This is a genomic window from Tenggerimyces flavus, assembly GCF_016907715.1.
Lineage (GTDB): Bacteria > Actinomycetota > Actinomycetes > Propionibacteriales > Actinopolymorphaceae > Tenggerimyces > Tenggerimyces flavus.
Window position 1 is genome coordinate 1897259 of record NZ_JAFBCM010000001.1, and the last position, 13288, is coordinate 1910546.

At 68.9% G+C, this 13288-nt stretch carries 15 protein-coding genes; 10 read left to right on the plus strand and 5 right to left on the minus strand.

From position 1 onward, the window contains the following. On the minus strand, positions 1-585 hold the full coding sequence (locus JOD67_RS08760; protein ID WP_205116906.1) for a winged helix-turn-helix domain-containing protein: 585 nt from the start codon (positions 583-585) through the stop codon (positions 1-3). 83 nt (positions 586-668) lie between these two features. Between JOD67_RS08760 and JOD67_RS08765 the strand changes: the two genes are divergently transcribed. From JOD67_RS08765 to JOD67_RS08775, 3 genes are read left to right on the plus strand one after another with little or no spacing between them, the layout of a single operon-like run. Beyond that, positions 669-1172, plus strand: coding sequence for a mycothiol transferase (locus JOD67_RS08765; RefSeq protein ID WP_205116908.1), 504 nt, complete (start codon positions 669-671; stop codon positions 1170-1172). Positions 1173-1191: 19 nt separating this feature from the next. Continuing rightward, complete coding sequence (locus JOD67_RS08770) at positions 1192-1659, plus strand: hypothetical protein (protein ID WP_205116910.1); 468 nt, start codon at positions 1192-1194, stop codon at positions 1657-1659. Continuing rightward, the gene (locus tag JOD67_RS08775) at positions 1647-2249 is read left to right on the plus strand and encodes a GNAT family N-acetyltransferase (RefSeq protein WP_205116912.1); all 603 of its coding nucleotides are present in this window, start codon (positions 1647-1649) and stop codon (positions 2247-2249) included. The genes JOD67_RS08770 and JOD67_RS08775 overlap by 13 nt, the downstream gene beginning before the upstream one ends. A 132-nt stretch (positions 2250-2381) precedes the next feature. Here JOD67_RS08775 and JOD67_RS08780 read toward each other — a convergent pair whose 3' ends face one another. Genes JOD67_RS08780 through JOD67_RS08790 form a run of 3 tightly spaced genes read right to left on the minus strand, consistent with a single transcriptional unit; the run spans position 2382 to position 3890 of the window. Continuing rightward, entirely contained in the window at positions 2382-3239 is an 858-nt protein-coding gene (locus JOD67_RS08780) for a carbon-nitrogen hydrolase family protein (RefSeq protein WP_205116914.1), read from the minus strand. Positions 3240-3277: 38 nt separating this feature from the next. Then, positions 3278-3484 carry a hypothetical protein gene (locus JOD67_RS08785; protein ID WP_205116916.1) on the minus strand — a complete coding sequence of 69 codons (207 nt, stop codon included), beginning with the start codon at positions 3482-3484 and terminating at the stop codon, positions 3278-3280. Positions 3485-3494: 10 nt separating this feature from the next. Next, entirely contained in the window at positions 3495-3890 is a 396-nt protein-coding gene (locus JOD67_RS08790) for a hypothetical protein (protein ID WP_205116918.1), read from the minus strand. Between the two features lie 152 nt (positions 3891-4042). On the opposite strand from JOD67_RS08790, the gene JOD67_RS08795 reads away from it, so the two are divergent. From JOD67_RS08795 to JOD67_RS08805, 3 genes are all read left to right on the plus strand, one after another. Further along, the gene (locus tag JOD67_RS08795; RefSeq protein WP_205116920.1) at positions 4043-4741 is read left to right on the plus strand and encodes a DUF998 domain-containing protein; all 699 of its coding nucleotides are present in this window, start codon (positions 4043-4045) and stop codon (positions 4739-4741) included. A 33-nt stretch (positions 4742-4774) separates the two neighbouring features. Then, on the plus strand, positions 4775-5149 hold the full coding sequence (locus tag JOD67_RS08800) for a YciI family protein (protein ID WP_205116922.1): 375 nt from the start codon (positions 4775-4777) through the stop codon (positions 5147-5149). Positions 5150-5227: 78 nt separating this feature from the next. After that, positions 5228-6484, plus strand: coding sequence for an RNA polymerase sigma factor (locus JOD67_RS08805; RefSeq protein ID WP_205116924.1), 1257 nt, complete (start codon positions 5228-5230; stop codon positions 6482-6484). Here JOD67_RS08805 and JOD67_RS08810 read toward each other — a convergent pair. Beyond that, positions 6473-7333: a helix-turn-helix transcriptional regulator gene (locus JOD67_RS08810; RefSeq protein WP_205116926.1), complete on the minus strand. Its 861-nt coding sequence runs from the start codon at positions 7331-7333 to the stop codon at positions 6473-6475. The two genes, JOD67_RS08805 and JOD67_RS08810, sit on opposite strands and share 12 nt — an antisense overlap. A gap of 187 nt (positions 7334-7520) precedes the next feature. Here JOD67_RS08810 and JOD67_RS08815 point away from each other — a divergent pair, with 187 nt between their 5' ends. The 4 genes from JOD67_RS08815 to JOD67_RS41785 all read left to right on the plus strand — a co-directional run bounded on the left by JOD67_RS08815 (position 7521) and on the right by JOD67_RS41785 (position 13281). Further along, the gene (locus JOD67_RS08815) at positions 7521-8891 is read left to right on the plus strand and encodes an MFS transporter (RefSeq protein WP_205116927.1); all 1371 of its coding nucleotides are present in this window, start codon (positions 7521-7523) and stop codon (positions 8889-8891) included. A 107-nt stretch (positions 8892-8998) separates the two neighbouring features. Then, positions 8999-10756 carry an ABC transporter ATP-binding protein gene (locus tag JOD67_RS41775; RefSeq protein WP_205116928.1) on the plus strand — a complete coding sequence of 586 codons (1758 nt, stop codon included), beginning with the start codon at positions 8999-9001 and terminating at the stop codon, positions 10754-10756. Beyond that, complete coding sequence (locus JOD67_RS41780; protein WP_205116929.1) at positions 10753-12504, plus strand: ABC transporter ATP-binding protein; 1752 nt, start codon at positions 10753-10755, stop codon at positions 12502-12504. The genes JOD67_RS41775 and JOD67_RS41780 overlap by 4 nt, the downstream gene beginning before the upstream one ends. Before the next feature lie 18 nt (positions 12505-12522). Beyond that, positions 12523-13281 (plus strand): phosphotransferase enzyme family protein, encoded by a 759-nt coding sequence (locus JOD67_RS41785; RefSeq protein WP_205116930.1) that lies wholly within the window; start codon positions 12523-12525, stop codon positions 13279-13281. Positions 13282-13288: the final 7 nt, after the last annotated feature.

The window sequence follows — 13288 nt, forward strand, 5'->3', positions numbered from 1 at the left end:
TCAGTCCTCGCTCTCCGTGTCGTGGGGCTGCGGCAGTCTTGGGTGCTTGGTCGGATAGAGCGCCGTCTGGAACGCGTACGCCACGCCGTTCTCGGTGCGAGGTAGCTGCGCGTACTCGTTGACCAGCGCGATGACGCGGAACCAGAACTCGTCGGCGTCGTCGTCGGAGATCCAGGCGTATCTCTTGCCCGCACGCAGGTTGTCGTCGCGCTGGGCTTGTTCGGACTCGGCGGCGATGGCCACGAACCAGTTCGGCGTCGACTCGGTGCGCTCCGGGCCTGGGCCTTCGACGTAGAACGACCTGGCGGTGCGTCCGTAGAAGCGCTCCTCCCGCCCGCGGACCGTGCGGGTGCGGATGACCTTCAGCAGCCCGGCCGACGCGAGCAGCCCGACGTGGTAGGCGACGCTGCTCTTCGGCCGTTCCACCGCGGCAGCCAGCTCTTGCACGGTCGCGGCGCGCTCCAGCAGCAGCTCGAGCACGGTCCCGCGGAGCGGGTGGAACATCGCCTTGACCCCTTGCGGGGTCGACACGCGGCGGACGTCGTCCAGCTCGTAGTCGGGAAACTGCTGCTGACTGATCGACATTTTTGGATTACTTCCGTATGCTCACTGATCGAAACTTCTCGATTGGTTGCTGGACAGCCTATCCGTACGCCTGGGGAGGACCGATGGACCACACCGACATCCCGTTCGCGGAGTGCGCGACCGGCACCGAGGGCGAGATGCTGCTCTTCGCCCTCGACCGGGTCCATCGCCAGTTCGCCTGGAAGACCGGTGGGCTCCCTGTCGAGCAGATGCTCCAGAAGCATCCGCCGTCGGAGCTGACGCTGGCCTGGCTGGTCCAACATCTCACCAGGGTCGAGGCGGACTGGACGGCGCGCGCCCAAGGCCGCGACGGCGACGAGACGCTCGCGGACGTCGACTGGGACGCCCTCGCCCACGAGCCCGACGAGCTGCGCGCCCTGTGGTTCCAGACGATCGCCCGGACGAGGCAGGCCTGGACGGTCATGGCCACCGACCTCGACACCGTCGTTCCCTGGTACGGCGACGACTACCACGTGAACCGCCGCCGCGTTCTCGTCGACATCCTCGAAGAGAACCTGCTGCACACTGGCCAAACCTCGATCGTCCGCGAGGCGGTCGACGGGCTGACCGGCAACGACCCACCGTGACCGCTGACGAAGGAGCCTGATGAACACGCTGTTCGACGAGGAGATCCGCAGCCACCACAGCATGCGGGACCACCTGCTGACGCTGGTGTCCGATGCCGATCTCGGCTACGAGTTGCCCGGCCAGAACCCCACGCTGGGCGGACTGCTGATCGAGCTGGGCGACCTGCAGGGCGTCTACACGCACTCGTTCGCGACGTTCACCCTCGACTGGAAGCACCGCCAGCTCCCGCCGCCGGCGACGGTCACTGTCGCCGGCCTGCGCTCGTGGTTCGACGCGCAGGACGCCGCGATGAAGGCCGCGTTGGACCGCTTCACCGACGAGGAGCTGCGCATCGACCGGATCGACCGCGGCGGCTTCGTCGCTTCGCCGTTCGTCCAGCATCAGGTCTACCGCGAGGCGGTCTACATCTTCTACGGCAAGCTCAGCGTCTACCTCAAGGCGCTGGAGATCGACGGCGGAGAGCAGTGGGCCGGATGGGTGGGCTGACGCCGTACACCGTTCGCGCGCTCGACGGGACGACCTGGGACGCGTTCGCGGAGCTGGTCGAGCGCAACGGCGGAGTCTTCGGCGGCTGTTGGTGCATGGGTCACCACGCGATGGACAACGGCGAGACGTACCGCTGGCAGAAGTACGACAAGCGCGCCAAGAAGGAGGAGCTGGTGCGCGCCGGCCGTGCCCACGCCGCGCTGGTCTTCGACGCCGACGGCCTGGCGCAGGGGTGGGCGAAGTACGGCAGGCTCGAGGAACAGCCGATCATCGAGCAAAACCGGCGTGCGTACGAAGCCGATCCCCCGCCGCCGCCCGACTGGCGGATCACCTGCTTCTACGTCGACACCCGCCACCGGCGCCAGGGCATCGCGCGCGCCGCGCTCGAGGGGGCACTGGACCTGATCGCCCACGCGGGCGGAGGACGTGTCGAAGCCCTCCCCGAGGTGACCGCCGACCGCATCGCCCACGGGCGCTTCCTGTTCGAGATGACGGTCGAGCTGTACGAGGAGTACGGCTTCGAGCGCGTGCGCCAGATCGGCAAACACCGCTGGATCGTGAGCCGCACGCTGGAGCCCAACCCGGCCTAGCGACGGCCAATGATCATGTTTACATGATCATTCGCCGCTCTACGTGGGATACACCCCGCGTAGAGCACCCGCTCACCAGGTAAGGCGGCATCGGTGCCCATCCGCCAGCACCGCCGACTTCCGCAACGGGGTCTAGGTCTGCCTCGGAGGCTCGAGCATCGCCGTGACCTCAGCGGGCGTGGGGCAGTGGCTGTTCTGGCGGAAGTACGCGCGCCAGGGCCGGTAGCCGCGGTCATAGCCGGCGCGCATCGCGTGCGGATCGAGGTCGGCGAACACGACGCTGGGCGTTCCGTCCGATGTACGGGTGGCCAGCCATCGATCGTCGGGTGACGCCACACCGGACCCGTCGCTCCCGGGAGCGGCGAAGGCGATCCACATCCCGGTGAGCAACGCGTTCGCCTTGGCCAGTCGCGGGTCACCACCGCCAATCAGCACACAGTCGGTCGCCAGTGTCTCGTACTCGATGAACACCTCGGGCATGCATGCCTCACAGCACAGCGCGCAGGCGAAGCGGAACCCGTCGACCTCGAAGACGGTCGGATGATCGCCCGCGGCATACATATACGTCGACTCGCTGGGGGAGAGGTATCGCTTGTCGTACCGGCTGACGAGCTGCCCGGTCCCACTGATCACGTACAAGCTGTTGAACGGTCGTGCGCTTCCCACGTCACGATGGGCCGAGCCGACCACCGCCCACACACCCACGTCGCCGGCGTGCTCGACGGTCGCCGCGAGTTCCTCCGACAGCACCGCCCAGTCGACTCGCGACCAGTCCGACTCCGCCAACCGATCGGGATCGCGCGACAGCCACCGCTTGTCCGGGTAGGCCGACAACGCCCCTTCGGTGAACGAGATCAGCCGCGCTCCACCGTCAGCCGCGACGGTCATCAGCTCCCGAATGCGCCGGCCATGCTCACGAATCGACACCCCGTCCGGGATCTGCGCCCGCGTCCCCACGCCCTGCGCCACCGCGATCCGGATCGAGGTCATGTCGCGAGATGCTCGCACCCACCACCGACAAGGCGGCCCTAGCTGTTGCTGCTACCCGTTCCGTCGTCCTCGACGTCGTCGGCCGGCTCCTCGACCAGCTCCACGTCACCCGTTGCGCTCGCGATCCGCTCGGTCTCGTCACCGTCCCCGTGCATACGGGTGATGTCGTCCATCGAGTGGATCGCCAAGGCCTCCGGATCGACGTCGTCGACCGTCGGACGTCTGCTCTCCTGTTCGTCGCTCACGGCCGAGCCCCTACCCGCCCAGCTGACGCCGAACCACAGGCCGGCTGTGCTCGTCCCGCCGCCGCACCATCGCGAGCAGCATGCACGGCAGCATCAGCACGTGGCCGCCGAGCAGCACGCCGTCGGCGGGGAGCACGCCGAGCCGGTACGGCACGAGCAGCAGCAGGAACGGTACGTACATCGCCAGCGCCATCTCCCCGACCGCCACGACGCCGTGGCCGCGCAGCACCATCCACACTCCGACGCCGACGGTCATGTTCGTCGCCATCAGCAGCGTCATCCCCTCCACCCCGGACGCGTGCCCGGGCCAGACCAGCGACCAGAGTGGTCCGAGCAGCAGCATCCCTCCGCTCATCGCGACGAGCATCCGCAGGAAGTTCCACCAGAAACGCCGCGTCGTCCCCATGCCACTCAGCGTCACATACCGACCCGGCGAGACCCCAGCGAAAGTTTCTTGAGAAAGTTCGGAAGTCGTGTCGATTCCCGGTCTGGTCGTTCGAGGCCTAGGTAAAGGCCGGCCCACGAACGGGTCGGAACCAGACTTCACAGGAGCCGACCATGACGCAGCACACCGCCACCGCCGCCACCCTGACCAGCAAGAACGCCGTCTGCGACCCCGCCACCAGCGTCACCCGGAGCCTGCTCGGCTACGGTGTCGTCGCCGGCCCGCTCTACACGATCGTCGCGCTGACCCAGGCGTTCACCCGCGAGGGGTTCGACCTCAGCCGCCACCAGGTGAGCCTGCTCAGCAACGGCGACCTCGGCTGGATCCAGATCACGAACTTCGTCCTCACCGGCCTGATGACGATCGCGTTCGCCGTCGGCCTCGGCCGCGCCCTCAAGGACGGCCGCGGCGCCAAGTGGGCTCCGAGACTTATCGGAACGTACGGCGCAAGTCTCATCGCCGCCGGAATCTTCCGCGCCGACCCCGCGCTCGGCTTCCCGGCCGGCACGCCGACCGGCGGCCCGGTGACCATGAGCTGGCACGCCTTGGGCCACTTCACGGCTGGTGCAATCGGGTTCCTCGCGCTCGTCATCGGCTGCATCGTCCTGGCCCGCCGCTTCGCCGGCGAGGGTCGCAAGGCCTGGGCCGCGTACTCCGTCGCGACCGGCGTGCTCTTCCTCTTCTCGTTCATCGGCATCGCCTCCACCGGAGGCGCCGTCGTGGCCAACGTCGGCTTCGGCATCGCCGTCGCGCTCGCCTGGACCTGGGTCGCCGCCGTCGCGGTGCACCTCTACCAGCGAGCCAGCAAGTAACCTCACCCGCCACACACCCAAGGAGAGAAGATCATGCGCTACCTCGTCCTGCTCCGCGGCACCAACCCTCCGACCCCGCCCCCCGCCGAACTGATGGAGGGAATCATGAAGCTCGGTGAAGAGGCCACCAAGGCCGGAGCGCTCCTCGACACGGCCGGCCTGCAGCCGAGCGTGAACGGTGCCCGCGTCGCCCTCACCGGCGGCCAGCTCAGCGTCACCGACGGCCCGTTCACCGAGGCGAAGGAACTGATCAGCTACGCGATCTACGAGGTCCGCTCCAAGGAGGAAGCGGTCGAGTGGGCGAACCGCTTCGTCAAGCTGCACCGCGACCTCTGGGAAGGCTGGGAGGGCGAGGCCGACGTGCTCAAGATCTTCGGGCCGGAGGACTTCGCCGGACCGCCCGCCTAACGAAACTACCGGCCACGAAGCCCTCGACTTCCGGAAGGAAGTTGAGGGCTTTCGGCTGTCGGTGCTTGGATCAGGCCCATGACGGCTGGGGTCGAGACGCATCGCGCGATCGAGACGGTGTGGCGGATGGAGTCCGCGCGCCTGATCGCGGGGCTCACCCGGCTGGTCCGCGACGTCGGCCAGGCCGAGGAGCTCGCCCAGGACGCGCTGGTGATCGCGCTCGAGCAGTGGCCGAGGGACGGCGTACCCGACAACCCCGGCGCCTGGCTGATGGCCACCGCGAAGCACCGCGCGATCGACCAGTTGCGCCGCCGGACGAACCACGAACGAAAGTTGCAGGAGATCGGCCGAGACCATTCGGACCGGCTCGACCCCGACTGGGACGACGACCTCGACGACCAGATCGGCGACGACCTGCTTCGGCTGATCTTCATGGCCTGCCACCCGATACTTTCGACCGAGGCACGCGTCGCGCTCACGCTCAGGCTGCTCGGCGGCCTCGCGACCGACGAGATCGCGCGCGCCTTCCTTGTCCCCGAGCCGACGGTCGCCCAGCGCATCGTCCGGGCCAAGCGCACGCTCGCCGAGAAGCAGGTGCCGTTCGAGCTTCCCCCGCCGGCCGACCTGTCCGAGCGCCTCGCGTCGGTGCTCGAGGTGATCTACCTGGTCTACAACGAGGGGTACGCGGCGACCGCGGGCGACGACTGGATGCGGCCCACGCTGTGTACGGAGGCGCTGCGACTCGGACGGATCCTCGCCGGCCTCGCGCCGACCGAGCCGGAGGTGCACGGGCTGGTCGCGTTGATGGAGATCCAGGCGTCCCGTACGGCCGCGCGCACCGACGCCGACGGCAACCCGGTCCTGCTGCTCGACCAGGACCGCTCGACCTGGGACCGGCTGCTGATCCGGCGCGGGCTCGAGGCGTTGACCAAGGCGGAGGAGCTCGGCGGGCTGCTCGGCCCGTACACGCTGCAGGCCGCGATCGCCGCCTGCCACGCGCGGGCCGCGACGCCGGAGGACACCGACTGGGAACGGATCGCCACGCTGTACCAGATCCTCGCCCAGATCTCGCCGTCGCCGATCGTCGAGCTGAACCGGGCCGTCGCGGTCGGAATGGCGTCCGGTCCGGCCGCGGGACTGGAACGTCTCGACAAGCTGATGGACGAGCGCGTCCTGCAGGGCTATCACCTGCTGCCCGCCGTTCGCGGCGACCTGCTGGCGAAGCTGGGCCGGGCCGACGAGGCACGGGTGGAGTTCGAACGTGCCGCCGAGCTCACCCGCAACGCCCGCGAGCGCGCGATCTTCCTCGCGCGGGCCAGCGAGCTAACGGCCTAGCAGCCGCAGCGCGGCCTCCGAGGGCGAGCCGGACTCGGCGCTGTACAGGAGGATGCGCTGGCCCTCGTCCTCGGCGAGGTAGAGCGCCTCGAACGTGAGCTCCAGCTCGCCGACTTCCGGGTGCCGGAACTGCTTTGTTCCGGAAACGCAGTTCGCGACCGGATGTTTCGACCACAGGGCTGCAAATTCCGCGCTCTTCACCGAAAGCTCGCCCACCAGCTCGGCGAGAACGCGGTCGTCCGGCGACCGTCCGGCGAAGACCCGCAGCGACGCGACCGCCCGCGCCGCCTCCTCCTGCCAGCGCGGGTAGAGGTCGCGGTGGTGCGGGTCGAGGAACAGCATGCGGGTCAGGTTCGGCCGGTCGGCCAGGTCGTCCGGCGCGTCGGGCAGCAGGTGACCGGCGAGGAGGGAGCGACCGAGTGCGTTCCAGGCGAGAACGTCGCTGCGCCGGTCGATCACCACGGCCGGAACCTCGATGAGCGCACCGAGCAGCTGCCGGACGTTCCTACTGGCCCGGGCGGGCTTCGGCGCCCGGGTGCGCTTCCGCTTCGCCGGCTTGGCGAGCGTGTGCAGGTGGGCGCGCTCGTCGTCGTCGAGGTCGAGCGCGGTCGCGAGGGCGTCGATCACGGCCTCGGACGCGTTCGCGCTCTGGCCCTGCTCGAGGCGCGTGTAGTAGGTGGCGCTCACGCCGGCGAGCTGGGCGAGCTCCTCACGCCGGAGTCCCGGCACCCGGCGGGCGCCGTACGACACCACGCCCGCGTCCTCCGGGCTGAGCTGGGCGCGCCGCGTCCGGAGGTACTCGCCCAGTCGAGTCGGGGTCGTCGAAGAAGCCCTTCGCGCGTCGGTCATGCCGCTGACCGACGTGATGGCCAGCTAGAACCGGCGAAACTGAGCGACCCCGACTCGACCAATCGGAGTGGCGCCGTCGTCTCCATGAGTCCATGGTTGCTCGCCGGCGGCCGTTCTGCCTAACCCTGCGAGTGCTAGGCGACACAGGCTCTGGTTGGCATCGGCGATCGCGCCGACCGTTGGCGGCATGACTGCTGTGGTGGATGTGACCCAGGAACGGATGACGCGTCGTCAACGCGTCGTCCTCGTCCTGTTGCTGAGCGCGAGCTTCACGCTCGCGGTGGACTTCTCGATCCTGAACGTGGCACTTCCGGACATCGGCGCCTCCGTCGGCTTCGCGCTGGAGCACCTGCAGTGGGTGGCGACGGCGTTCGCCCTGTGTGCGGCCGGTTTCACGTTGCTGTTCGGGCGGGTGGCCGACCTGTTCGGGCGGCGCCGGCTGTTCTTGGCGGGGATGGCGGTGCTCGGCATAGCGTCGCTGATCGGTGGCCTGGCGACATCGCCGGGCGTGCTGCTCGCGGCACGGGTGGCGCAGGGGCTGGCGACCGCGGCGGTGACGCCGGCGGCGTTGTCGTTGCTGACGACGTCGTTTCCCGAAGGAGCGTTGCGATCCCGCGCTCTCGGGCTGAACGGTGCGTTGATGGCGGCTGGCTTCACCACTGGCGCGATCCTCGGTGGCGTCCTGACCGACGTGCTGAGCTGGCGGTGGGCGTTCTTCCTCAACGTGCCCGTGGCTGCCCTCGTGCTCGTTGTGGCGCCGTTCGTGCTGGCCGAGGCTCGGCCGGCGATACGGCCGCGGCTGGATGTTCCGGGCGCGGTGCTCGTCACTCTCGGCCTGCTCGCCGTTGTTTACGGATTGACAGTCGCTCCGCCGGCGCTGCTCGTTGGCGTGGTGTTGCTCGTCGCGTTCGTTCTCGTGGAACGGAAAGTATCGGCGCCGCTCGTGCCATTACCGGTACTGCGCCGACGCTCGGTCGGGTGGGGCAACTTCGCCGGGCTGCTGGCGTTCGCGACCGAGACGTCGTTGGTCTTCGTCCTGACCCTGTACCTGCAGGAGGTACTGGGCTTCTCGGCCCTCGCGGCGGGGCTGTCGTTCGGCGTCCTCGGCGTGGGCACGGTGCTCGGCGGCATCGTCGGACCAAGGGTCATCGGCCGGTTCGGGAGCGTACGAGCGATCGTCGTTGGTCTCCTCGTGCAGGCAGTGGCGACAGTTTCGCTCGTCCTGGTGGGACTTCCGGGCTCGTGGATGTGGCTCGTCCTCGTCGCGACGTTCGTCGGAGGCGTCGCGAACCTCGTGGTGATCGTCGGCTTCATGGTGACGGCGACGTCGGGACTGCCGAACGCGGAGCAGGGGCTCGCCACCGGGATCGCGACCATGAGTCAACAAGTGGGGATCACGATGGGCATCCCGATCATGAGCGCGGTCGTCGTGGCCCAGCAGTCCGTACTCGGTGGCGTGACGACGGCGATCATCGTCAATGCGGGGCTGTGCCTGGTCGGCGCACTCGTGGTCGCGGGCGCCTTTCGGCCACGGCTCAAGTCTGCCGCAGTGGGGTGAGGCAGGACAAGACTTTATCTTTCCGGTAATTCACTGAAAACTTGCCGATGGTCGCGGGTGCGTATTCTCCAATCCAAAGGACTTTCGGCACTCTCATGCTCAACGACGTGCGGCAAACCTGGCGTGGCTACGGAAGATTCACTCGACTGGCATGGCGGGCGAGTCCGGCGCTCACCGTTCTGACGGTCCTGATGCTCGTGCTGAACGCGGCGGCTCCCCTCGGAGCCGCCGTCGCGATCGGTGCGGTCGTCTCGCGCGTGCCCAGTGCGTCGGCGATGCCCTGGGCGATCGCCGTCGGCGCGTTCTTCCTGCTGCAATGGTTGGCGATCGGCCTGTATCAGGCCGCGGCGGCAGCGCTCGCCGAACGAGTCAACGCTCTGCTCCAGCGCGACCTGATGGCCGCGGTCATGCGGCCGGTCGGCATCGGGCATCTGGAGGATCCGGCCAGCCTGAACCTCATCAACGTCGGCCAGGAGACGTTCCGCTCCGGTTGGAGCCGGCCGGGACGGCTCGCCCGGACGCTCAGCGGAGTGCTCAACGGGCGGTTGATGCTGATCGGCGCCTGCGTGATCGTGGCGAAATCCCAACCCGTGTGGGGGATCGCGCTCCTGCTGGCCGGGCTGTGGGCGGCGTACGAGGACAAGGTCGCCTCCCGGATCGAAGCGAACCACCACCACAGCGGAACGGAGATCTCGCGGCGCACCGAGTACTACTACGACCTCGGCGTGACTCCTCCGGCGGCGAAGGAGATCCGGATCTTCGGGCTGGGGCCGTACCTGCTGGACCGCTATCTCGCGAGCTGGAACCGGTCGATGGACGAGGTGCTCGCCCCGACGAGCCGGCGGCCGTTCGTCGCCGCTATCGCGCTCGGCGCCGTCGTACTCGGCGCACTGGGGTCGGTCGCCGGGTCCGCGGGCGGCTCGCTCGCCGCGGGTGCGGCGATGGCGGTCGTGCAGGCGTTGATGGTCTCGCTCGCCGGCGCGCGGATCACCTCGTGGTCGAGCCTGCAGACCGAACTGGCACTGGCGACCCTGCGGCGCTACGACGACGCGGTCGCGAGTCTCGCATCGACGCCGTCGTCGGGTGGCGCGGTGGTGGGTGCCCCGCAACGGGAGATCCGCTTCGAACGGGTGTCGTTCGGCTATCCCGGCGGTACCGGAGACGCGGTGCACGAGCTCGATCTCGTCGTACCGGCGGGGCGTTCGCTCGCGATCGTCGGCGCTAACGGTGCCGGCAAGTCGACGTTGGTCAAGCTGCTCAGCCGGATGTACGAGCCGTCGTCGGGCCGGATCAGCGTCGATGACGTGGACCTGGCGTCGGCCGACGTCGAGGCGTGGCGGTCGCAACTGGCGGCAGTGTTCCAGAACTCGACCCGGTTCGCCCTTACCGCACAGGCGAACGTGTCGTTCGGCCGAGTGTCGACGGCCAACCTCGACGCGGCAGCCAAGGCGGCCGGCATCGACGACGTGATCGCAGCTCTACCCGACGGTTGGAACACGCCGCTGTCGGCCGAGTACGACGGTGGAGTGGACCTGTCCGGCGGCGAGTGGCAGAAGATCGGCCTGGCCCGAGCGCTGTACGCCGTGTCGAACGGTGCCTCGGTCCTGATCCTCGACGAGCCCGCCGCCCATCTCGATGCGCGAGCGGAGGCCCGCTTGTACGAGCGGTTCCTCGAGCTGACGTCGGGCGTGACGACGATCGTGATCTCACACCGCTTCTCGACCGTACGCCAGGCGTCCTCGATCGTCGTGCTCGACCAGGGCCGCGTGGTGGAGCAGGGGACCCACGAGGAGCTGCTCGCGCTCGATGGGGCGTACGCGGAGATGTTTCGCTTGCAGGCTTCGCGATTCTCGGAGGCATCGTGAAAGAGTGGCTGCGCACAGCCCGCCTCCTGCTGGGCATCGGCCGCGACATCGGGCCACTCCTCACCCTGGCCACCCTGCTGACGAGCGCCTTCGACTTCACCGCCCCGATCGTCGCCGCGATCGGCGCGCGGCCACTGGTCGACGGCATCGCGACCGGCTCGACGTCCCACCTGGCCCTCGGAGTCGCTCTCATCGCTACGGCATTGCTGCTCCTGGTGCTGATGCCTGCGGCCTACCGCTGGACGACGGTCCGGGTGCGCGAGCGCACCATCATGGTGATGCAGCGTCGCCTGCTCGACCTGTCTACGAAGGCACCGCGGTTGGAGCACTTCGAACGGCCGGAGTTCTGGGACCGTCTGCAATCGTTGCGTCGGAGCATGGACGGCCTCTGGATGGGCCTGTCCCTCGCCGTTCTCGGACCGATCCTGGTAGCCGAGCTCGTCGTCGCGGCCGTGCTGCTGGGACAGATCTCGCCGTGGCTCGCGCTCATCCCCGTGGTGGCGGTGCCGGCGGTGTGGGCGGCACGCTACGCGGAGCGGATCCAACGCTCGGCGGCGCTGCGAGCGGCGCCTTACCAGCGGACGGCGGAGCACCTGTTCGGGCTGGCGTCCACCGCGCCAGCGGGCATGGAGATTCGGCTCTACGGGCTGTCGTCCGAGCTGCTGACACGGCACCGTTCTGCCTCGGCGGTCGCCAACCACAAGCACGAGTCGGCGCAGTTTCGCTCGGTGGGGTTGGGATTCTGCGGCCGGTTGCTGTTCTGGGGTGCATACGCGGCGGGCATCGTGCTCGTTCTCCAGCAGGCTGCCTCCGGCCGCTCGTCGGTCGGCGACGTCACCCTGGTGTTGATGTTGGCGGTGACCTTGGTGCACGCGTCGGCCCGACTGACCGAATACGCCGGCTCGTTGCTGGCGGTGCGTACTGTGTCTGAGCACTACCACTGGCTGGAGGACCAGGCCGCCGATGCACAGGGCGGATCGCCTGTTCCCATTGAGCTTTCGCGCGGCATCGCGCTGGACTCGGTGTCCTTCTCCTACACGGCGGGCGCACCGGCATTGGATGACGTGTCACTCACCCTGCCGGCGGGCGCGGTCGTGGCGTTGGTCGGCGAGAACGGAGCGGGGAAGACGACGCTGGTGAAGCTGCTGACCGGCATGTACGCACCCACCGCCGGCCGGGTGTTCGTCGACGGGGTCGACCTGGCGTCGCTCGACCTCGACGCGTACCGGTCGCGAGTGTCGGCGGGATTCCAGGACTTCATGCGGTTCGAGCTGCTCGTCCGGGAGGCGGTCGAGGTCGGGGCGCTCGGTGCCGACGAGTCCGCGGTCCGTTCGGCGCTGGGCCGTACGCGGGCGTCGTTCGTGGACTCGCTGCCGTCGGGACTGTCCACCCAGCTGGGGATTTCGTGGTCGGGCGGAGTGGATCTCTCGGGCGGAGAGTGGCAGAAGCTGGCGCTGGCCCGGTCGATGGTGCGGACGGACCCGTTCCTCACGGTGTTCGACGAACCGACCGCGGCGCTGGACCCGCAGACCGAGCACGCCCTGTTCGAGGAGGTCTCGGCGACGGCCCGGGTCGACGGCCGGATCACCTTGCTGGTGTCGCACCGGTTCTCGACCGTACGGATGGCCGACCTGATCGTCGTGCTGTCCCACGGCCGGCTGCGCGAGGTGGGCACGCACGCCGAGCTGATGGCCGCTGCCGGCCTCTACGCCGAGCTGTACTCGCTCCAAGCCGCCGCGTATCGCTGAGCGCTCTAGGCTGGAACGGTGGAAGCGGAGCAGCGACTCGAGGGTGGGTTTGTCAACGACGTCGTGCGCGTCGGCAACACCGTGCGCCGGAGTGCCGGGTACTGGACGCCGGCGGTGCACGCGCTGCTCGACCACCTCGAGCAGGTCGGGTTCGCCGCGTCGCCGCGGGTGCGCGGGATCGACGAGCAAGGCCGCGAGATCCTGACGTTCCTGCCCGGCGAGACGGTCGGCTGGACGAACTGGCCGTCGCACCTCAAGACGAACGAGGGTCCGACCAAGCTCGGCCGGTTGCTCCGGAAGTATCACGACGCGGTCCGAAACTTCACCCCACCGCCGGACGCCCCGTGGCGGAACGTCGTCGCCGAGGGCGGCGACCTGATCCGGCACGGCGACTTCTCCCCGTTCAACGTGACCTGGATCGGCGCGGAGCCGGTGGGCGTCATCGACTGGGACTTCGCCCAACCAGGCAAGGCGATCGACGACGTCGCGTACCTCGCGTGGTACCTCGTCCCGCTGTCGCCGGACGACCGGGTGCGGGAGTACGGGATGCGCACCCCATTGGATCGCCGAGCCCGCCTCGAAGCGCTCTGCGATGGCTATGGCGACTTCACGCCGGACGAGGTCATCGAGGGAGCGATCGCGGTCATCGAGACCGAACTCGACCACACCCGAGAGCTCGCCCGCCGCAACCTCCACCCCTGGAGGAAGTTCGCCGCCGACGGCAGCCTCGAAGCCTTCACCCGCGAAGCCGCCTGGATCCGCGACCACCTGACCTAGGCTTGTC

Bases quoted from the DNA above. Each gene is read 5' to 3' on its own strand.
- JOD67_RS08760 (WP_205116906.1), bottom strand. From the start codon at position 585: ATGTCGATCAGTCAGCAGCAGTTTCCCGACTACGAGCTGGACGACGTC.
- JOD67_RS08765 (WP_205116908.1), top strand. From the start codon at position 669: ATGGACCACACCGACATCCCGTTCGCGGAGTGCGCGACCGGCACCGAG.
- JOD67_RS08770 (WP_205116910.1), top strand. From the start codon at position 1,192: ATGAACACGCTGTTCGACGAGGAGATCCGCAGCCACCACAGCATGCGG.
- JOD67_RS08775 (WP_205116912.1), top strand. From the start codon at position 1,647: ATGGGTGGGCTGACGCCGTACACCGTTCGCGCGCTCGACGGGACGACC.
- JOD67_RS08780 (WP_205116914.1), bottom strand. From the start codon at position 3,239: ATGACCTCGATCCGGATCGCGGTGGCGCAGGGCGTGGGGACGCGGGCG.
- JOD67_RS08790 (WP_205116918.1), bottom strand. From the start codon at position 3,890: ATGGGGACGACGCGGCGTTTCTGGTGGAACTTCCTGCGGATGCTCGTC.
- JOD67_RS08795 (WP_205116920.1), top strand. From the start codon at position 4,043: ATGACGCAGCACACCGCCACCGCCGCCACCCTGACCAGCAAGAACGCC.
- JOD67_RS08800 (WP_205116922.1), top strand. From the start codon at position 4,775: ATGCGCTACCTCGTCCTGCTCCGCGGCACCAACCCTCCGACCCCGCCC.
- JOD67_RS08805 (WP_205116924.1), top strand. From the start codon at position 5,228: ATGACGGCTGGGGTCGAGACGCATCGCGCGATCGAGACGGTGTGGCGG.
- JOD67_RS08810 (WP_205116926.1), bottom strand. From the start codon at position 7,333: ATGACCGACGCGCGAAGGGCTTCTTCGACGACCCCGACTCGACTGGGC.
- JOD67_RS08815 (WP_205116927.1), top strand. From the start codon at position 7,521: ATGACTGCTGTGGTGGATGTGACCCAGGAACGGATGACGCGTCGTCAA.